Below are 19,914 nucleotides of genomic sequence, written 5' to 3'. Positions count from 1 at the left end.
TGAAGAATAACTTTATCCTCTTTTCTGGTCGTGAAACTTATGAGTGAGCTTGAAATTATAGAAGCAGCTCTTTTTGCTGCGGGCAAGGCAGTAAGCCTTGAAAAACTTATGAAAATTACAGGAAAGTCAAAAAAGAATGTCTTTTCGGTAGTTCAGGAGCTGATGGAGGCTTACTCTTCCCGGGTATCAGGCATCGAAATTCTGGACCTTGGAGATCGTTATGTCATGCAGGTCAAGCCAGAATACTCCGAACTCATGCGGGAGGTCGCCCCCAAAGAACTCTCAGCCCCCAAACTCCGGACTCTTTCCATGATTGCCTATCATCAGCCTTTGCTCCAGTCCGACCTGATCGAAATGAGAGGCAGTGGAGCCTATGATCATATAAAAGACCTGGTTGAGAGAGGATTTGTTGAGTCTGTGCCCAGCGGGAGAAGCAGGCAGCTCTCTACAACTCCGTTGTTTGCAGATTATTTCGGGCTCAAAAGAAATGATCCTGAAGCCATAAAGGAAAAAATCATTGAACTTTTGAGGTCGCAGGGAGGACAGAGTGAGATCAACATCTGGGTCGGAAAAAAGACCATTGCTGTGACTCCAATGTATGAGTCCCTTATGAGCATGTGCGGTATTAAAGATTATTTTGTTGTCAATGCTTACCGCCCTTCTAAGGAGGAAATTTCCCGCTTGCTTGAGGCTGATGTGCTTGTGGTTACTGCCGGTTACCTTGATACTGTGCGGCAGCACTGTGACGGTGAAATCCTTGAGGTGCATTCAACGACTTTTGAAGACCTTATCGAGGCAGTCTCTTTAGTTTCCGAGGAACTTTCCGATGAAGTGGATCCTAAAATGGTGGAAAACACCCTTCGGAAGATCAGGGAGACCCGGGAAAAATACGTATCTTCGGCTTTCCTCGTTGAGAGAAAAGTAAAACCTGAAACTGAGATGGTTTCAAGGATCGTAAACGACCTCAACATAAGGATTTCTACCGATGGCATTCTTGTTGCTCCGGATTACGGGACTTCACGTGAGGGAGTGAACATAGGTAAAGGGGCAAAAATTCTGGTGCCCACTCACCGTACTGTAGATGGAGACCTTCTCGAGAGGGTCTGCAAAAAATATGATTCTATCCTTGAAGGCTTGAAAAATTTTAAAGAATGAGGCGCCTTAAAGCCGGTTCAGGTGCCTTTATTCTTTTTTACTTTTTTTAAATTCACTGGCGCCCATAATTTAAACTTTTCTGTTGCATTTATATTCTTTATATATAGTATTTATATAGTATGTGGGGTATTTAACTATAGCTTTATATACTGGTTAGAGGATATTACTTTTGCTTTATATACTGAGGGTTGACCAATGAGCGAATCTAGCATTAAAATTGAAAACGTGGTCGCATCCACCAAACTCGCTGAAGAGTTTGATTTAACTGTGATCGAATCCAAGTTTGAAGGCGCCGAATACAACAAGCAGAAGTTTCCGGGGCTCGTCTACAGGGTTTCTGACCCTAAAGCCGCTTTCCTGGTCTTTACTTCCGGAAAGGTCGTCTGCACTGGAGCAAAAAACGTTGCTGACGTACACATAGTTATTGGCAATATGGCAAGAAAGCTGAACGGTATAGGGATCGAGACAATAGAAAACCCGCAGATTACTGTCCAGAATATAGTTGCTTCAGCAGATCTGCGCACTATTCTTAATCTCAATGCAATTGCAATTGGGCTTGGGCTTGAGAACATCGAATACGAACCCGAGCAGTTTCCCGGTCTTGTATACAGGATTTCTGATCCCAAGGTAGTCGTCCTTATTTTCAGTTCCGGAAAACTGGTAGTTACAGGTGGAAAAACCCCTGAAGACTGTGAGAGGGGTGTAGAAGTAGTCCGTCAACAGCTCGACAACATGGGACTTTTATAAGAACCCTCAATTTTTTTATCTATTAACTCAACTGTGGTCTGTCTCCTGTGAAAAGGACATGGATAGTACCCTAATAAAAACGGATTCTGCGATATGTGTAGAGGCTACAACAAAGGATATGTGTGAAACGTGAACAATGCAGATATTTGCATCCTCATTCCTACCCTTAATGAAGCTGCAACGATAGGGCAACTAATAAAAAATTTCAAGGGAGAGGGCTTTTCCAACATTCTCGTAATTGATGGAAACAGCAGGGATGGGACAGCTCAGATTGCAAAGGCAGAAGGTGCAAGAGTTGTCTTACAGACCGGAAAGGGCAAGGGGCAGGCAGTGATCCAGGCTTTCAAAGCTATTGAGAGCCCCTATGTAGTAATGGTTGATGGGGATGGGACATATCTTGCAAGAGAAGCTCCTTCTCTCCTTGAGCCCATTCTGGAGGGAAGAGCCGACCATGTTATAGGTAACCGGCTGGAAAAATATTCCCCCGGGGCTTTTACAAAATTTAACCTTGTGGGCAACCACCTTATAAATATGCTTTTTGACCTCGCTTACGGGGTACAGTTAAAAGACATTCTTTCAGGCTACCGTGCATTTACGCTCGAAAGTGTGAGGGACCTCGAACTTAACAAGACCGGTTTTGAAATAGAAACTGAAATTTCTGTGGAGTGCGTCCTGAAAAAACAGAGAGTTGAAGAGATCCCCATTACTTACCTCCCCCGAAGCGAAAAAGGCGCAACCAAGCTAAACCCTGTAAAAGATGGAATAAAAATTGGATCTACCATTTACAGGCTTGCAAAAGTGCATAACCCGATGTTTTACTTCGGGATTCTGGGTTTTATCTTTATTCTGGCAGGTCTGTTTACGGGAACCTTTGTGGTAGTCCAGTGGTTCCAGGGAATCACCCGCGTCCCTCTTTCGATTCTCACAACACTGTTTATTATATTCGGGCTCCAGATGTTTATCTTCGGGATGCTCAGTGACCTTATAGTAACTCTCCACAGGCAAACAGTTAGCTTAATCCAGGAGAGAAATAAGCAGGGAAAATAATAAATTTCTCTATTTTCTTTTTGCGGCACATTTTTTAACAACTCTAAGGCGAGAAGTCCCCTCCCTCGACAGCTGAAGGCTGGCAGGTGGGAGATGAGAGCCGTTTACTTCTACAAAACAACAGTATCATAATTCTTTATATTTACAGTTTTATTATTATAGTAATTATTATGTGATATAAACTGGGTCTTGGAAGCCATTCTGTATATTCACTCCATTATCATTTCGTTCAATGCGTGAAATATAGAAAAAAAGCTCTAACGAACCTCTGATAATTGATTTTCTCAAAACAAAAATCCATAGCATAAGTGAAACATTTGATGTTGAAGTGTTGAATATAGAGTGTGACAAAGACCATTTTCACTTCTTGTTTTCAGCAAAAGGCGGGATAGTTCATGCATTATGCAGGATTTTTTCTATGTTTATTTTTTCTCTGGGTCTTATTTTGATCTCCTTCTTCATTCCCTTTTTTAAAGTTATCCTGAGTAATTTCCATTAAACACAATTTTACTTGTCTTCTACTCAACTGAACTTTATGATCTTTATATAATAAACTTAATTTAATTATGTTCTGTAAATTTTCGATATCTATAGACGTTCAAGTAAAGTAAATTTGATTAAAATTAAAGTTGATTTTGTAAATAATGTTAAATATAATTACTTTCCTTTTATGATCTAATTCACAATTCCTTTACTTATGTCTTAATTTTGCATGATACTCTCACATAAAAATGAAATCTTGAGGTACTAAATATGACAATCGTGGAAGATGCCAAAAATGGAACAATCACCGAAGAGATGAAGATCGTTGCAAAGGCAGAAGGCCTTGACCCTGAATTCATCCGCCGCGGGATCGCCGCCGGAAGAATCGTAATCCCCACCTCTCCCTACAGGGACGTTAAGCTCTGCGGGCTCGGGGAAGGTCTGATGACCAAGATCAACGCTTCTATCGGTGTGTCCTCTGACATTGTTGATGAAGATATGGAAGTCCAGAAAGCAATCGCTGCCGAAAAAGCAGGTGCAGACACTCTAATGGAGCTAGGTACCGGTGGAGACTTCCTCGGGATCAGGAAAAAAGTCATTGACAGCATTTCCCTTTCAGTTGGTTCCGTCCCACTCTACCAGGCTTTCATTGAAGCCGCAAGGAAGTATGGTTCAATCGTGCACATGACTGAAGATGAGCTCTTCAATGCAACCGAAGCCCAGGCAAAACTCGGAACCAACTTTATGGCAATCCACACCGGTGTCAACAACATCACTCTTGACAGGCTCAAAGCTCATGGCAGATACGGTGGCCTCTGCTCCCGTGGCGGAGCTTTCATGAGCGCCTGGATGATGCACAACGAAAAGGAAAATCCGCTTTACGCTAACTTTGACTACCTTGTTGAGATCCTCAAGGAACATGAAGTAGTCCTCTCAACCGGAAACGGGATGCGCGCAGGAGCAACCCACGACGCAACCGACCGCGCCCAGATCCAGGAACTGATCATCAACACCGAACTCGGCCAGAAAGCCCACGATGCAGGTTTGCAGGTCATCATCGAAGGTCCAGGTCACATCCCCCTTGACCAGATCGAGACCAACGTTAAGATCATGAAGGAAATGAGCGGTCACAAACCTTTCTACATGCTCGGCCCCCTCGCAACCGACATCGCCCCTGGCTATGACCACATCGTTACCGCAATCGGCGCATCCCTTGCCGCCTCCTACGGCTGTGATTTCCTCTGCTACGTGACCCCTGCAGAGCACCTTGCTCTCCCGAACCTTGAAGACGTGGTCACCGGAGTCAAGACCTCCAAGATCGCAGCCCACATCGGAGACATGGTCAAGTACCCCGAAAGAGCAAGAGAATGGGACCTTGCAATGGGCCGTGCCAGAAGGGACCTCGACTGGGAAAAGATGTACTCCCTTGCCCTCGACCCCGAACACGCAAGGGAAATCAGGAACGACAGGGCACCCGAAGACTCCGACGCATGCACAATGTGTGGAAACTACTGCGCTCTGAAGATCGTCAACCAGAACTACAACCTCGCAAAATAAGCAGGTACTGGTAAATTATATGAGTAAGGCTTTCGGGCTTTACTTTCTTTTCTTTTGTTTCGTCCTCACTTTTTTCTGTTTTTCTGTTTTTCTGTTTTTCTGTTTTTCTGTTTTTCTGTTTTTCTGTTTTTTGTGAATTCCGTATTTATTCTTTTTCCGTAATTGATTCCGCAATTCTCAGCATTTCGTCTTTTTCCAGGGAAGCGCTAAGGCTCAGGTCAATATCCCCTATCTCCCAGCTCAGGATCTTCCTGTCTCCCAGGGTAAGGTACTTCCCTTCCGTCCCGTTGATAGAAACGTCTTCTGCAGAATTCATAATTGCAGCATCCGGAGCTTCGGTTTCGTATACGGTTTCCGAAAGGGAAATGATATCTTCCTCTTCGTTTTTGTATGTCAGGGAAACGGTCTCGCAGGCCTGCCCTTCAAGGGCTATCCGGCTGTTGTTGAAGACCATTGAATGGTTGAAGGCATAACCTTCGGGTAGGTACTCCGGAACCAGGATTTCAAATCCCGCAGATTCTCTGGCTTCTTCGAGGGTCGTTTGTTCGGGAATTTCAAATGAGTCCATGTCCACGGTCTTTACGGTTGCCCCTTCCGGCACCTCGAATACAAACTCGGAGTCCGGGATGCCCGCATTGACTTCCAGGTCGCGGATCTCGAGTTCCATCATCAGGTCCCCGTCGCTGTCATACATTTCATACCTTAGAGGCATCCATGTCTCTTTGTCCACCCAGAGTTTCATCCCATCTACAAACAGGAGTCCCTCTCCTTCCTCTTTCGGGTTTGCCTCCAGCAAGTACGTGGGCCTTCCGTCGATTTCCTCCATACCAAGCAGGGAGACATCCGTTTTGTTCAGTAACTCGCTAATCATTCCGACGTAATCTATCTCCCCTAATACCGGAGTATCCGGCATTTCTATTTTCATGACCGTATTTGTTTTCGGGTCAAAGGTCCACATGAACTCCCCGTCCGAAACCGCAATGGTTCCTGCTTCTTCTTCAGGCTCCATTGCAACGGTTTTTATCCTGTCCGGTTTCTTCTGCAGGATCCGGACTTCGCTTTCCTGTTTCTGATTCCCAAAATATGAAGTCATATGCATCGTATACGAGTAATCCTGGATGTTGGCTTCTTTTTGCTGCATCTGTTCTGCAATTTCTTCCGCACTGAGTTCCCCGGTACAGCCCGATACAAAAAGGACTGAAACCAGCAGAACCAGTAATGTAAGTGTTGTAAATGCTTTCCTATCTGTCATTTTCTTCACCACTCTATTTTCGGGGGTTTTCCTAACTGTCTATTCAGAATTTTTTTCTCTATCCTGGCAGGCTTCCTCTTTCTTCTTATTCTTCCTCTCCTTTTTCTTCGGGTCGGAAGTTTCAGATAGTTTTATTTTTTTTGACCAATTTTAATGTTTTCAGAGTCGTGTCCAAACATTTAAACTTCTTTTTATATTTTCACTCCTGTTTACTATAACTCTTCCGGATTAAGTTACAATACACAGGGTTACAACACACAGGGTTACAACACACAGGGCGTAATTGTGAAATACAGGTTTATTAACTGGGGCAAGTTGCGGTCTAAAATCATTCCTATTTTTTAAAATTTTTGTCCATTCAAAATCGGCAGTTTTTTATTCTGTCCCTTAAATTTCTTTCTATCTTTTGCTATATTTATTGCAATGTTGGGGTGTTCTTCTCCCTGAAATGGGAGTGCATCTGTTTTTATACAAATCGAGGTAGAAGTTCTATGAAAAGGGAAGTTTTTACATGGGTTGCGGTTCTCGGGATATCGCTGTTATTTTTTGTTTTTACAGGATGTGCAGCTTCGGCTGAGGCTGGGGCCTGGACACCTTCTGAAATCCTAAATGAGGAGTACACATTTGAAGAGCTTAATCCCGATGAGATTACAACGGAATGGAACGACTCATATCTCTTCAGCAGCAGGGAAGCTGCTCAGGAAGAACTTGAAAGGCTGAAACAGAGGTCTGTGGAGATCAGCGAGACCTTCCGCCCGGAATTCGAGGAGCTTTCGGGGTCTGCCTTGCTGGACTATATTGAAACCGAAAAAGAGTTTTCAAGGTCTTTTGATGTCCTGTATATTTATGCATACACAGGGCTCAGCAAAAACGTAAATGACCAGTTCTTTTCATCCCTTCTTGAGGACGCGCAGGACCTGACTACTGAACACGGGAAATCCACCTCATTTGCCACGATCAAATTGACTTCACTCCCAAGTGAGGAATGGGAGCAGCTCTTTTCCGAGGAGCCTGGACTTGAAGAGTACCGACCATATTTCGAAGCTGTCTATATCAGGTTTGCAGAGCACAGGCCAGAAGATGAAGGACAGGTCGCATACCTTGCAGATCTCGAAAACCAGCGCATGAAACTCCAGACAGAGGCATTTTCACAGATTACGAATAACGTTACAAGGGCAGGGAATATAACCCTCGAGAATGGGGAAGAATATTCAGTCAACTCCCAGTCTTACTATACTCTGCTTTCAACGGACCCAAGCAGGGTCAACAGGGAAAAATGCTATGATCTGAGGTTTTACCACCTGATTGATGAATCGGACTCTATGGCAGCCCTATATTCTGAAAAATCCAGGCTTGACGACCTTGTCGCAAAGGAGTTGAACTATAATGACTCTTATGAAGCCTGCCTGTATGACCTTTATCTGACTGATTTTCAGGTTGATGAGATGAATTCTGTCTTCAAGGAACGAAAAGATATATTCGAAGGCTATAACGATTTCAGGAAAACAAAACTCGGGCTTGAAACCCTGAAACCCTATGACCTCTCGCTGGAGTTAACTGAAGAACCGGGAGAAGAGTATACTTATGTGGATGCTCTGAAAGGCGTCCAGAAGTCCTATGCCGGAATGGACCCCTGTTTCAACGATATCTTTCTGGAGATGGCTACAGGGAATTTCATAGACGTGTATCCTGATCCTGAATATGGAAAACAGCCCGGAGGCTACTGTTACGAACTCTGTGCCCTGCAGGCCCCAGCCCTGATTTTCATGAATTATAATGGCCTGATTTCGGACCAGAAGACCCTCACGCACGAACTGGGGCATGGGATTAATTTCTACCTGATGGGCAATTCTGTTGATTATCTTTACTGCACAGGCCAGATTTATGAGATGGAGATTCCTTCCACTTTCAACGAAGAACTCTTTGTCGACTATGTGGTCGAAAACTCCGATCGTGATACCGCTGTTGCCGTGCTCGCCCAGCATATAGGGGAGTATCAGAACTATTTCGCCTTCCAGCCCATGATCACGGAATTCGAATGGAAAGCCCACCAGCTCTGCGCTGAAAACGGGAATGCCAGTGGAGCAGAACTCAATGCTCTCTGGACTGAACTCTTTATGGAATATGGGAGCGATTCCATCGAATACTATGCCGAAGACTCTGCGACATGGACTTACATCAATCACATTTACCTGACAAATAACTACTACACCTTTAACTACGCGGTTTCGAAAGCAATAACCCTCGCTCTTTTCAAGCAGTATAAGGAAGACCCGGAAACCTTTAATGAAAACTACATAGCTTACCTTTCAGCCGGCACAACGCTAACTCCCGAAGAAAAACTGATAAAATACTTCGGGATTGAAATCAACAGGCTGCTCTTTGAAGACGCAATGGACGTCGTGGAGTTGAGGATTGCGCAGCTAGAAGAGCTGGAAAGGGATAGGAATAGGCCGAAATTTGAGTCTGCCACAGAAAGCATGAATGTCTATTCGGGTTCTTTCTGGAAGGTACCGGTGGGAGAATGATCAACTGGAAGGCTCAAGGAATTGAAAACTCTGAATGAATTAAAAACTTTGGGGCGCTAGAGGACATTTAAGTGCCCTCTGCCTCCAACTTCTTTTCTTTTTTGCTTATTTTTTCCCATGAAAGGCTTTTTCTGCTCTTTGTAGTGTCCCACGCTTTATGCGGGTCAGGCATTGAATAAACATTTCTACCATAAGCGATAGAACTACCTGTAACTGGCGGGAGAAACCAAAAATGTATTACCACATAGTTGAATCCCCAATTGGCCCAATACTTCTGGCAGGGGATGAGGACGGCCTGAAATACGTTAATTTCCTGAAAGGAAAAACGAAAATCGAAGTTCCTGATGGCTGGGTGGAAAATGAGGATTTTTTCAGCGAAATTTCCAGGCAGCTTGAAGCTTATTTTGCAGGGAAACTCAAGTCTTTTGAAGTGAAACTGGCACCCGAAGGTACCGAATTCCAGAAATCCGTCTGGAGATCTTTATGTGAAATCTCTTACGGAGAGACCCGGACTTATGGGGAGATTGCAAAAATCATTGGAAACCCGAAAGCTTCTCGGGCTGTGGGGTTTGCAAATAACAGGAATCCCATTTCTATAATCGTGCCCTGCCATAGGGTCATAGGAGCAAACGGGAAACTTACCGGCTATGCAAGCGGGCTGGATATCAAGGAATTTTTATTGAAACTTGAAGAAAACAATTTGAACTAAGAAAATCATAAAGATTCTATTTCAGTTCTCCATAAAACCGGTTTAGTTCTCTCTGAATGTTTTCAATTTTTTCCAATTGCTCTCTTTGAATGCTTTCAATGTTTTTCAATTTATATGCCAATTTCAAAAACAGCAATGGTATTATAAGATAAAATATTACCACAAGAGTGACCATTATTACTTCAGTAGCTCCTATTATCATTACAAATCCTCTCACTTTATATTATTTTAAACATATTTATTCTCTTTGTAAAAATACTAATACTCAGGAGGAACCAGTATGGAGTTCAAAGACAAGATTGAGAACATCATCAAAGCAGCCGTCGCAAGTACTGGAACTGAAACTCGATATCGTGAACCTCTTGTCGGCTATGCTTCAGCTGACGACCCTATATTCGATGAAATGAAAAAAATTATCGGTTCTCACCACCTGCACCCAAAAGAGATTTTCCCTGAAGCAAAAACCGTGGTGTCCTTTTTCCTTCCTTTTGTAAAGGAACTTGTGGAACTGAACTGGAAATCTCCGGGTCCTGTAAAGGAATGGATCCAGGCTAAAAGTGAAACTGACAGCTTGATTCGAGAAATAAATGAAAAACTCACTGTGGAGCTGGCGAAAGAAGGGGTAAAGGCAGTTGCTCCTCTGATGGTTTTTGACCATGATAAATCCGGTTTCGATGTTGTCTGGTCCCACAAGAGCGCTGCCTATGCTGCGGGCCTGGGCACTTTCGGGGTTCACCATATGCTTATCACGAAAGCCGGGTGTGCAGGCCGCTTCGGCACTCTGCTGATCTCTGCCGACATCCCTCCTACTCCCCGCCCGACAGAGGAGTTTTGCCGCTACAAAAAGGGAGAAAAATGCCTTGTCTGTGTGGATAGGTGTCCGGCCGGAGCTCTCAGTATAAGAGGGCTTGATAAGGAAAAATGTTACAGGCAGCTTAAGGAATATGAAAAAGCTTTTCCCGAACTTCATCAGATGGCATGCGGGAAATGTGCAACTGGATCATGTGCCATGAGGTCTCGCTGAATTCTGTTGATAATGGATTCATGTTGATTTTGAACTCTTGCTGAAATAGACTTATAGATGGAAAGACGAATTAAAAATAGAGCAATATGTCTGTAATCACCCTTACCACCGACTTTGGAGACCTCTACCCCGCAGCCATGAAAGCTGTTATCCTGGGTATGAACCCCTATGTGCAGATTGTTGATGTTACCCATTCCGTTCGGCAGGCAGGAATTCGGGAAGGGGCTTTTGCCCTTTATTCTCTTGTCCCTTATTTTCCGGCAAATACCGTGCATATCGGGGTTGTTGATCCCGGGGTCGGGACTTCCAGGCGTGCCCTTGCTGTAAAAGCAGGAGCTGCTGGATGTGAACAGTTTTTCGTGGGCCCCGACAACGGGCTCCTGATCCCTGCCGCTCGCCGGCTGGGGGAGATGGAAGTCTATGAGGTTACAAACGGGGACTTGATGCTGAACTTGGGGATTTCCGCGACCTTCCATGGCAGGGATATCTTTGCGCCTGTGGGGACTCACCTCTCAAAAGGTCTCCCGATTGAAGAGGTCGGGCAGAGAGTTTCGGATTTTGCGGACCTCGATTTCGGATATTTTGGAGTTGATGGACCTTTTCTTATGGGGGAAGTTGTTTTTACGGACAGTTTCGGAAATGTAATTACGAATATCCCGGAAGATGCTATTCTGAGATTCTGCACTTTTGGCTCGTCCGTGGAAGTAAATGGCAGAAAAATTCCATTTGTCCGGACCTATGGTCTTGCCAGGGAGAAAGAACCACTTGCTTTAATTGGTAGTCATGGTTTTCTGGAAATTGCTGTGAACCAGGGAAGTGCTGAGCGGCAGTTCGGGTTGAAAGACGGAAAACCTGTTGCAATTAAAATTATATAAGTAACCTCGCCCTCAGGCGGGCTAATATTTATATAATACTTTTAATATAAATTGTCCCTAAAGTATGAAATTAACTGACGTAAAAACGTACAAACTGGAATTTTTTTTCTTTTCTATTCTGGCTGTTCTGAGTTGTGTTGCTCTTTCCGGAAATGATCCCGGAACCGGGGTTGGAAGTACGAGTAATTACTTCTGGGTGCCTTCTGCGGTTATGCAGTCTATAGCCGCAGTATATGCTGTGTTTATTGCCATTTTTGCGCTGTCCTTGCAGAGGAACCAGAACAGCATCCATTCGATTGCAAACCGGTTAAAGCCTCCCCTCAAAATTGTATCCTACACGGCTGCCGGGAGCATATACCTAAATGGGTTGGTGCTTGTCATTTTCAGCCTGCATTCTCCCTCGGAGTTGAAGGTAGAGCTCATGCTTTTTGCTTCTCTGTTTTCATTAGTAGCTTCTCTCATCGCTATCGTTTATCTGTCCCTGGAGATGTTAAGTGATGTTTCCGGGTTAAAAACCTCTGCCGAGAAATTCGCCTATCTTTCGAACCTTCTCCTGGAGCTTGAGGGATGGAGCTCTTCAGGACAAATGGAACTTCGTGCCGGAGATGCGGAGTTCTGCGTCCAAGCCCTCGAAGACGAAAAACCGGAGGTCCGGCTGGTTGCGGCTCAGCTTCTGGGCCGGCTGGGGGATGAACAGGCAACAGATGCGCTCTTAAGAAAACTGACCGACAAAAATCCCCGGGTCAGGGAAGCTGCAGTAGAGGCTCTTGGCCAGGTCGGGAACGAAAAAACCGTCGATGTGCTTGTTGAGAATCTTGAAGCTAAAGATCCTAATTTCAGGTTGCATACTGTCCGGGCGCTTGCCAGGCTCGGGGATGAAAGAGCAGTTTCTCCTCTTGCCAAAAGGCTGGACGATACAGTCCTCGAGGTCAGGATCGCTGCAGCCGAAGCTCTAGGATACCTGGAAAGCCGGAATGCGGTAGATGCCCTGCTCAAAAAACTGGACGATACTCAGATGAGCGGCACTCCTGCAGAACTTCAAATGCATGCCATGATCGCTCTTGGAAATATTGGAGATAAAAAAGCCCTTGATGCCATTCTCTCCAGACTGAATGACCCGTCTCCCGAAATTCGAAAGCATGCTGCTGAAGCCCTTGGAAACCTGGGGGATGAGCGTGCTGTTTCCTACCTGGTCAAAAAGCTGGCTGATCTCAGCCCTGAAGTAAGAAACGCTTCAGCATATGCCCTGGGAAAACTAGGAGACAAACGTGCGGTTGAGCCTCTCATCGGAATGCTTGAAGAAACTGACCCCGAGCTCAGGATTACTGCCGTATACGCACTAGGAAATCTCAGAGCCCCACAGGCTGTAAACCCGCTTCTCAAAATGCTGGATGATGATAACCCCTGGGTAAGAAAGTGTGCCGCCGAAGCTCTTGGAAAAAGCGGAGATCAAAGGGCAATCGAAGTCCTCCTAACAAAATTAAATGATATGGATCCCGAGGTCAGGAGAGTTGCAGCCGGAGCCCTGGGAATAATTTCCGAAAACCAGGATTTCAGATAAGTACCAGGTAAGATCCATGAGTTCCTCTGGGTGGTAATTTCAAGCTTTTCTGACACTCATGGATCTTATACTCGTGAACTGATACTCGTGAACTGATACTCATGGGTCTGATACTCGTGAACTGATACTCATGGGTCTGATACTCATAAACTTTAAACTCAATATTTTTTCCTTCAAGACAGGTGCGTCTTTATTCCTTCAAATTCTTCTCCAGTAATTTCGTCCTTTTCATACCTTATCTTTGCAACTCAAGCTCAGACTTTTCTTCTTCCAGTGGCTTTTCTTCTTGTGACTTATCTTCTTGTGGCTCTTCTTCCTGTGGCTTTTCTTCTTGTGGCTCTTCTTCTTGTGGCTCTTCTTCTTGTGGCTCTTCTTCTTGTGACTTTTCTTCTTCCAGTGGCTTGTCTTTCTGTAAAAGCAACTTGATCATCACAATGGCGCCTGCAATAATAATAATCCATATCAGAATGAAGAGGTATGAATCTCCTCCTCCCATCCCGGAATCTTCCATTATTCCGTTTATCCTGCTCACCTCCATATTTTTATTTTACAATTTGAACTATACTGAACTATATTCTTCATTCGGGTATATTAGATATTTTTTTTAGTTCCGGAATACTTGCCCGATTTGAATATTTAGATACTTTATAACATTCGGGGTGAGCGCCCATTAGTTCAAATTAACGATAAAAATTCCCTCCTATATTAAGAACGCTCAGAACCACTCATAATTTCCAATGCGCAATTCTTTCGCACAGTACACAAAAAGAGTGCTTTGTGAAGGTGGAGAGGGTGTAAATATCAATTTACACTCCGTATGATCATATGGAAATTTCAACAAATATTTATACTGCTTGTCAGTAAGCGATTGAATAATGTTTACATTTTTCATAATCAGGTGCTTGGAAAATTTATTCCATGAATTTTACTCACAGTATCTTATGAAATTGAACTAAAGATGGAGCTCATTTCTTTGGCAGGCGATAAGTTAAATTCAGAGTCTAACTTGTGTAGTGACACTGCAACAGGAGAGGATTCACTGGGATTCCAACCTTACGTCGAGGCTATCGCAGAATTTCTTATTGCCAAGGGTACTTTAGCTCCAATTACTCTTTCTATTGAAGGTCAGTGAGGATGTGAAAAGTCTTCTTTCATGGAACAATTGAAAAAAGAAATCAGCAACAAAAATAAGTCAGGAGAAAAAACAAAATATTTTACTGTATGGTTCAATTCATGGAAGTATGACAAGGAAGATGAATTGTGGGCTTCTTTTGCACTTAATTTTATGGATGGGTTATCTACACAACTTTTATGGAAACGTTTACAATATTCAAGGCTTAATTTGTTTATCTGAGATATAATCAAACTGAAAAGTAATTTTTTAGTTATTGTTCATTTTTCTTGGATCATTCTTTCTTTTATACTTATTTTTTCTTTGGCATGATAACTACAATGGGGCTCCTTCTAATGGTAGTGTTTGGGAAGATGGAAATAGCTCTAACCGTATTCTCCGGGACGGCAACTGGAACACCAACGCCAGGAACTGCCGGTCAGCTAACCGCAACAAGAACTACCCGGTTCCCACAACAACGTTGGCTTCCGTCTTCTGAGCTCACCGCCACTGCCCGAAGTTACAGTGTTTACGGATGCTGTACCAGTGCCCCGGCGGTGACCAGACCGCAGTCCTGCGCCGGTGTCTGTCGGACAAAGAGAATTCGAACCGCTGCCTCTGGTAGGGCTAAATGCTAATAATGCTGAGGTCTCGAAGGCGGTAGCGGTTTTTACAAAGCCCTTATTTTGTTTTTGTTTCGTGTTTTGCTTTTTGTGTTTTTTCTTGCTACTTTCTATTCTCAGTCTGCAATTGTACCTCATGTATATTAGTCAAATTTAACTACTAAATCCTTAGTTAAATTTAAATATCGTCAAATTTAACTACATTATATGGTCGAAAAGGTGTTTGTGGTTGGAGGAGAAGTGGAGCCTCCGTATTTTATCGGAAGGGAGCGGGAGATTAAAAAGCTGAAACTGGACATCCTGGGACAGGCCCAGAACAATGTGATCATAGGTCCGCGCAGAATCGGAAAAACATCCCTGCTCGGAAACCTCAAAGCTGCAGTGGACACAGAGGTCCTCTTTGTCCCGGTCAACTGCCGGGAAATGACAGGTCTTGCCGATTTTTTCGGGGTAACGGCTCAGGCCCTTGTTGAAGCCTATGAGGAAAAACACAGGATAAGGGGGCTTGCCCGGAAGTTTTCCGGAATTTTCAGGGATAAAATTACGGCAGCTTACGGGGCTCTCGCAGAAATAGGGGGCAGCATAGAACATGTGGGGAAGGTTTACCTCAGGTTCCGGGACAATGAACTGAAAGGAGAAGACCTGATCGTGGAAACTTTTGAGTTTATTGAAAGCTTCTCTCACGAAAAAAAAGAGCCTGTATTGATAGCTTTTGACGAGTTCCAGGAACTCAGCCGGTTCAATGGCAGCATCTTCAATACGCTGAAAAGCCGGATGGACAGGCATCCGGAGGTCAGGTACATTTTCTCAGGTTCTTCCATATCCCTTTTGCATGAGATTTTCTTAAAGCCCGATTCCCCCCTCTACCTCATGTCCGCCAGAACCGAACTCAAACCGATAAATGAAGACGATGTTAAAAAATACATCCGGAGCCGACTCGCAACAAGGCAGATCGAAATCTCGGAACAGGCTCTTGAAAAAATTCACGAGCTGACCGGAGGCTTCCCCTTTTATTTCCAGAAACTCGGGTTCCTGCTCTACCAGGACGCCTTTCTCGAAGAAAAGAACCGGATCAGTTCTGAAGACGTAGATCTGGCTTTTTCTTCAATGCTCGACGAATTTGACAGTGAATACGAGGCCCGATACATGGAAAAATTCAGTGAGCAGCAAAAAAAGGTCCTTAAATACCTTTCAGCCGAAAAGCAAAGGCGTCTGAGCCAGATAGCTCAGGATCTGGACACACCTGCCTCCTCCCTTACCACCTCCATGCGGGACCTCTACAGCACAATGACGGTCAACAAACCGGAAGAGGGTCTTTACGAGATAACAGATAACGTGTTCAGGCTCTGGATTAAAAGGAACATCCTGGGACAGGTCCCGGAATGAGTAAATTCTATCAAGTTTTCATCATCTATCCTGATACGCAACTCGGGCGTTACATCCACTCGTAATGCATCAAAACTTCCGGGTTAAATCCCTGTATCAAACTGTTTTCCGTATATCCGAAAAAGAGGCAGCCTTCGCAATTCTGCACTATTTCTTCCCGCCGGGCTGAAGAATCTTCCCAGACTTTTTCAAACCCGTCCTTCATAACGTTTCCGAGGGGCTCGCGCTGCACACGGCAGGTTTCGGCAGTCCCGTCATGTGTGACATTGATAATAACGCTGCTTGCCCTGCATTTATAATCCATTTCTCCATCCCTTACCATTTTAAGGTAGGTTTTGGAGTTAATAATGGGATAGCCCTCTTTTTTCAGCTCGATTATTCTGTCCACAACCCTGCGGAATTTTTCTTTGTCGCGGATTCCTATTTCGCTCCAGATCTCTTCGCTGATTCCGGGAAACTCGTGTACAGGCTCAAATGATATTTTTACGCCCAGTTTTTTTGCAAGCAAAATAAGAGTTTCAATGTCATCCAGATTTTTTCCTGTGAGTACGCAGTTTAGCAGTATCGGATTTTTCTGTTTCTGGTGTTTCCGGACCTCAATAGCCTTTTTCAAGCCTTTCAGCAGGGTTTCAAAATCCATTTGCCGGATTTCTTTGTAGCTCTTAATTCCGTCTACTGAAACCGAAAGGTAATCTACATCTTCAAGTTCTTCTACTCTTTCGTAGAGCAGCTTTCCGTTTGTGACCATGGATGTGACCATCCCGAGTTCCTTTGCGTGAGCCATTATCAGGGGCAGATCCTTTCTGAGAAGGGGTTCGGTCGTCCAGGTATTGTAAACTCCGATACCGAATTTTTTTGCATCATCGAGCAGCTTGAATACCTCAGCTCTTTCGGGTTCTTTTCCGGTCTCTTTCCAGTATTCGCAGAATTTGCAGCGCATATTACAGTTGGCATTTACACCGTGAGAGAGGACAAAAGGGCGCTTTTTAATCCTTATCTGCCAGAGGGCTTTTGAAGCAAGAATGGGGTCAAATCGGGACATGGAGATCATTTTTCCGGTGTTGTTTATTCTCGGCTTGAAAACGAAGATACAACTAAAATAGCTCATATAACATTGAAATTAAGATTGCGTTTCGCTTTCAATTTGAAGGAATCCTTCAAAATTATGGGGTGGTAAAGTTCTTTTTTTGATTTAAGGACTTCCAGATGGGCTAGGATTGCTTCAAGTGCATTTCCCATTAGATCTTCAAGGGTTTCAAGGGTGTTCCTGCAGGTGTAGCAATCTTTGAGTTTTGGAACTGTGTCGATGTAGATCCCTTCTTCATCTTTTTTGATTAATACAATGAATTTCTCTTTTGTCATTCGATTTTCACTGTTCCTTAATCTGCTGCGCCCTTCAAGAAGTTTTCATAAATAAGTTGCAGAAATAAACATTCGGTGTTCGAATAATAAACATTCTGTGGTCGAATAAAAATGTTAGCTTTCTGCTAGTTAGCTTTCTGCTAAACAGAGAATTAACGAGACATAACACAGGTTTCTATACCATAGGTCTATACCACAGGTCTCTGTACCACAGGTTTCTATATCACAGGTCTCTATAAAAAAGGTGTCAGAACTAGTTGTTTGAAGATTAGATCTGGAGGTGAGAAAAAACCAGGGAATTTTAACATTATTTCAAAGTTTGTTAATTCAAAAAAAAGAATGCCCGCCCTGAGGGCGAGCTATGGGAATTATAATCACCCGAAGAGGGCGCCGAGACCGGCCATTCCATCTTCTTCGGAGGTGTCATCTTCCTCTTCTTCCTCAACAGCAGCTTCTGCTGCTGCAGGGGCTTCTGCTGCTGCAGGGGCTGCTGCTGCCGCTGGGGCTGCAAATGCGGCCTTTGCGATTGCTTCTTCGATGTTCACGCCATCAAGGGCTGCGACAAGGGCCTTTGCCCTGGCTTCGTTCACTTCTACACCAGCTGCCTGAAGAACGGCAGCGATTGCTTCTTCAGAAATTGCTTTACCTGCGTTGTGCAATAAGAGAGCTGCATATATGTATTCCATCGTTGATCACCTAATTTTCTATTATCGTAAATTGTAAATCGTAAATCTGTTTATCCGAAAAGGGCACCAAGACCGGCCATTCCATCTTCTTCGCCATGGTCTTCTTCTTCCTCTTCAGGTTCTTCTTCCTTCTTTGCTTCTTCTTCTGCCGGAGCTGTTGCGGCTGCTGCTGCGCTTGCGGCTGCTCCGAGAACTCCTCTCAGGTCTTCATCCACAGCATTTGTGTCCTTATCTGCGGCTTTGGATGCAACAGAGGTCATCTGGACATGTGCTTTTGCTAGCAGAGCATCCATGACTCCCGGTTCAAGTATAACAGCATTGACACCAAGGTTCTTTGCTTCTGCATGTGCTTTTGCTAGCAGGGTGCCGATTGTTGTGCTTGTCGGGTATGCAGTGTTGACTGAGAGATTGAAAGCGTTCTGAACTGCACTGATAATATCAGAGAAGTACTTACCTTCATCAATTGCAAGGAGTTCCGGCTCGTAAATTGTCCCTTCATCGTAGGCGGCTCTCATGTCAAGCCCTACAATGAGTGGGTATATTTCCAACTTTGCAAGCATGGTGGCGAGCTTCTGCGGGACTGCTTCGCCTGCTTTACAGACAACCTTAGTTTCCTTTATTGCTACTTTTCCGGCTTCTATTGAGGCGGGAATCCCTGCGCTCTGGAATTCACCCAGAATCGGACCAGGTGGGAAACTGGTGGGCCCCTTCTGGACAGTTATATCCGTAGGAGTTATTGCGCCTGCTTTGATTGGAGAAGGAGTCTTTGTCTGCTCAAGCAGTTTGTAAAGCTTGAAAGGACTTTCATTGGTAAATACCAGAGCAGTCTGTTTGTCAAGGTATTTGCTCATCTCGGGAATGGTTTCCCCGAGTTGGTTTAAAGCCCGCTCTGTGAGGGTGTTCCTGGAGACTTTGAGCACCGCAACGTCCTTAAGGTCCCGGCGAATCTTCTGGATCTTGGTTGCGAGAATGCCTTCGATCCCTACCATCCCGAAAACTTTGTGGGATTGGATGAGTTCCTTTATGTTTTTGATTTCATCCTTTTTCCACTGCGGGACGTGCTCGGTGTGATGCCTTTCTTCTGCCATTTACACCACCCTCTCTGATTTTCCCATGGTTGTTGTGACATAGACCGTTCTGAGGTTGTGCTTTCCCTTATCAAGGACACGCTCAAGCCTGGTCATAATAGTCTCAATATTTTCGGCAAGGTCGTCGGGATTCATATTCCTTCTGCCGACAGCCACGTGGAAGGTAAGTCTGTCTTTTGACCTGAGCTTGATTGCATTTTGCTTGCTCTGGATCAGTTCACCTATATCCTTGTTCGGCATGAGCGGGATAGGCATCTTGCCTCTGGGTCCCAAAACAATACCAAGGTTCTTACCGATTATTGGCATGAACTGAGTTTCAGCAATAAAAAGGTCGCATTCGTTTGCAAGAATCCTGGCTCTGTTTTTGTCAGCTACCAGCTCTTCGAGATCAACGTCAGAAATAACATACGCAGCACCGGCAGCTTTTGCCCTCAGGCCAACGTCACCCTTTGCAAAAACGCCGATTTTTAGCTCTTTTCCGAGCCCGTGCGGAAGAATTACTTCTTCATCGACTCTGTTCTTTGGTTGGTTCATGTCAAGGTTCTTTAAGTTAATCGCCAGATCCACGCTTTCCGAAAAGTTGCGTTTTGGCGACCCCTCAATAACTTTCTTGACAGCTTCCAGTATAGTCTTTTCTACCATTTTGTTCCTCCCCGTAGTGTTTGAACTTTATGTCCAGACAGCCGTTCCGGCTTACTACGGTGGTCGTAGTGACTCCCA

Annotated in this window: 19 protein-coding genes; 11 read left to right on the top strand and 8 right to left on the bottom strand. The window is 44.4% G+C overall.

Translation table 11 applies throughout. The annotated features are described in order from the left end of the window. The first annotated feature begins 39 nt into the window (after positions 1-39). The 5 genes from scpB (at position 40) to thiC (ending at position 4,989) form a co-directional block, all read left to right on the top strand. Positions 40-1,155, top strand: a complete 1,116-nt coding sequence (gene scpB, locus MSWH1_RS15805; protein WP_048129881.1) for an SMC-Scp complex subunit ScpB — start codon at positions 40-42, stop codon at positions 1,153-1,155. A gap of 195 nt (positions 1,156-1,350) precedes the next feature. Continuing rightward, a complete protein-coding gene (locus MSWH1_RS15800) occupies positions 1,351-1,902 on the top strand; it encodes a TATA-box-binding protein (RefSeq protein ID WP_048129880.1) in 552 nt (183 codons plus the stop codon). A 129-nt stretch (positions 1,903-2,031) separates the two neighbouring features. Beyond that, complete coding sequence (gene aglJ / locus MSWH1_RS15795) at positions 2,032-2,949, top strand: S-layer glycoprotein N-glycosyltransferase AglJ (RefSeq protein ID WP_048129879.1); 918 nt, start codon at positions 2,032-2,034, stop codon at positions 2,947-2,949. Between the two features lie 268 nt (positions 2,950-3,217). Continuing rightward, positions 3,218-3,448 carry a transposase gene (locus MSWH1_RS20670; protein WP_082088183.1) on the top strand — a complete coding sequence of 77 codons (231 nt, stop codon included), beginning with the start codon at positions 3,218-3,220 and terminating at the stop codon, positions 3,446-3,448. 254 nt (positions 3,449-3,702) lie between these two features. Beyond that, positions 3,703-4,989, top strand: coding sequence for a phosphomethylpyrimidine synthase ThiC (thiC, locus tag MSWH1_RS15790; protein WP_048129878.1), 1,287 nt, complete (start codon positions 3,703-3,705; stop codon positions 4,987-4,989). Positions 4,990-5,134: 145 nt separating this feature from the next. On the opposite strand, the gene MSWH1_RS15785 is transcribed toward thiC, so the two are convergent. After that, positions 5,135-6,241 carry an outer membrane lipoprotein-sorting protein gene (locus tag MSWH1_RS15785; protein WP_048129877.1) on the bottom strand — a complete coding sequence of 369 codons (1,107 nt, stop codon included), beginning with the start codon at positions 6,239-6,241 and terminating at the stop codon, positions 5,135-5,137. Positions 6,242-6,732: 491 nt separating this feature from the next. Between MSWH1_RS15785 and MSWH1_RS15780 the strand changes: the two genes are divergently transcribed. Both MSWH1_RS15780 and MSWH1_RS15775 read left to right on the top strand, forming a co-directional pair. Continuing rightward, on the top strand, positions 6,733-8,769 hold the full coding sequence (locus MSWH1_RS15780; protein ID WP_231591827.1) for a M3 family oligoendopeptidase: 2,037 nt from the start codon (positions 6,733-6,735) through the stop codon (positions 8,767-8,769). A 232-nt stretch (positions 8,770-9,001) separates the two neighbouring features. Continuing rightward, complete coding sequence (locus MSWH1_RS15775) at positions 9,002-9,478, top strand: methylated-DNA--[protein]-cysteine S-methyltransferase (protein ID WP_048129876.1); 477 nt, start codon at positions 9,002-9,004, stop codon at positions 9,476-9,478. Positions 9,479-9,494: 16 nt separating this feature from the next. Here the strand turns inward: MSWH1_RS15775 and MSWH1_RS15770 are convergent, their stop codons facing one another. After that, the gene (locus MSWH1_RS15770) at positions 9,495-9,680 is read right to left on the bottom strand and encodes a hypothetical protein (RefSeq protein WP_048129875.1); all 186 of its coding nucleotides are present in this window, start codon (positions 9,678-9,680) and stop codon (positions 9,495-9,497) included. A gap of 78 nt (positions 9,681-9,758) precedes the next feature. Between MSWH1_RS15770 and MSWH1_RS15765 the strand changes: the two genes are divergently transcribed. The 3 genes from MSWH1_RS15765 to MSWH1_RS15755 all read left to right on the top strand — a co-directional run bounded on the left by MSWH1_RS15765 (position 9,759) and on the right by MSWH1_RS15755 (position 12,938). Continuing rightward, positions 9,759-10,502 carry an epoxyqueuosine reductase gene (locus MSWH1_RS15765; RefSeq protein WP_048129874.1) on the top strand — a complete coding sequence of 248 codons (744 nt, stop codon included), beginning with the start codon at positions 9,759-9,761 and terminating at the stop codon, positions 10,500-10,502. A gap of 86 nt (positions 10,503-10,588) precedes the next feature. Beyond that, the gene (locus MSWH1_RS15760) at positions 10,589-11,377 is read left to right on the top strand and encodes an S-adenosyl-l-methionine hydroxide adenosyltransferase family protein (protein ID WP_048129873.1); all 789 of its coding nucleotides are present in this window, start codon (positions 10,589-10,591) and stop codon (positions 11,375-11,377) included. Between the two features lie 64 nt (positions 11,378-11,441). Next, complete coding sequence (locus MSWH1_RS15755) at positions 11,442-12,938, top strand: HEAT repeat domain-containing protein (RefSeq protein ID WP_048129872.1); 1,497 nt, start codon at positions 11,442-11,444, stop codon at positions 12,936-12,938. A gap of 235 nt (positions 12,939-13,173) precedes the next feature. On the opposite strand, the gene MSWH1_RS15750 is transcribed toward MSWH1_RS15755, so the two are convergent. Then, positions 13,174-13,449, bottom strand: a complete 276-nt coding sequence (locus MSWH1_RS15750) for a hypothetical protein (protein WP_048129871.1) — start codon at positions 13,447-13,449, stop codon at positions 13,174-13,176. Between the two features lie 1,463 nt (positions 13,450-14,912). On the opposite strand from MSWH1_RS15750, the gene MSWH1_RS15740 reads away from it, so the two are divergent. Next, positions 14,913-16,058: an ATP-binding protein gene (locus tag MSWH1_RS15740; protein WP_197074601.1), complete on the top strand. Its 1,146-nt coding sequence runs from the start codon at positions 14,913-14,915 to the stop codon at positions 16,056-16,058. Between the two features lie 49 nt (positions 16,059-16,107). Here MSWH1_RS15740 and MSWH1_RS15735 read toward each other — a convergent pair whose 3' ends face one another. The 5 genes from MSWH1_RS15735 to MSWH1_RS15715 all read right to left on the bottom strand — a co-directional run bounded on the left by MSWH1_RS15735 (position 16,108) and on the right by MSWH1_RS15715 (position 19,836). Further along, a complete protein-coding gene (locus MSWH1_RS15735) occupies positions 16,108-17,100 on the bottom strand; it encodes a radical SAM protein (RefSeq protein WP_048129868.1) in 993 nt (330 codons plus the stop codon). Positions 17,101-17,162: 62 nt separating this feature from the next. Further along, positions 17,163-17,420 carry a type II toxin-antitoxin system HicB family antitoxin gene (locus MSWH1_RS15730; protein WP_048129867.1) on the bottom strand — a complete coding sequence of 86 codons (258 nt, stop codon included), beginning with the start codon at positions 17,418-17,420 and terminating at the stop codon, positions 17,163-17,165. A 374-nt stretch (positions 17,421-17,794) separates the two neighbouring features. Beyond that, complete coding sequence (rpl12p, locus tag MSWH1_RS15725) at positions 17,795-18,106, bottom strand: 50S ribosomal protein P1 (RefSeq protein ID WP_048129866.1); 312 nt, start codon at positions 18,104-18,106, stop codon at positions 17,795-17,797. A gap of 50 nt (positions 18,107-18,156) precedes the next feature. Next, a complete protein-coding gene (locus MSWH1_RS15720; protein WP_048129865.1) occupies positions 18,157-19,194 on the bottom strand; it encodes a 50S ribosomal protein L10 in 1,038 nt (345 codons plus the stop codon). Continuing rightward, a complete protein-coding gene (locus MSWH1_RS15715) occupies positions 19,195-19,836 on the bottom strand; it encodes a 50S ribosomal protein L1 (RefSeq protein WP_048129864.1) in 642 nt (213 codons plus the stop codon). Positions 19,837-19,914: the final 78 nt, after the last annotated feature.

Origin of the sequence: Methanosarcina sp. WH1 (genome assembly GCF_000970005.1) — an archaeon.
GTDB lineage: Archaea > Halobacteriota > Methanosarcinia > Methanosarcinales > Methanosarcinaceae > Methanosarcina.
This window is presented reverse-complemented; position numbering and strand designations above follow the sequence as displayed.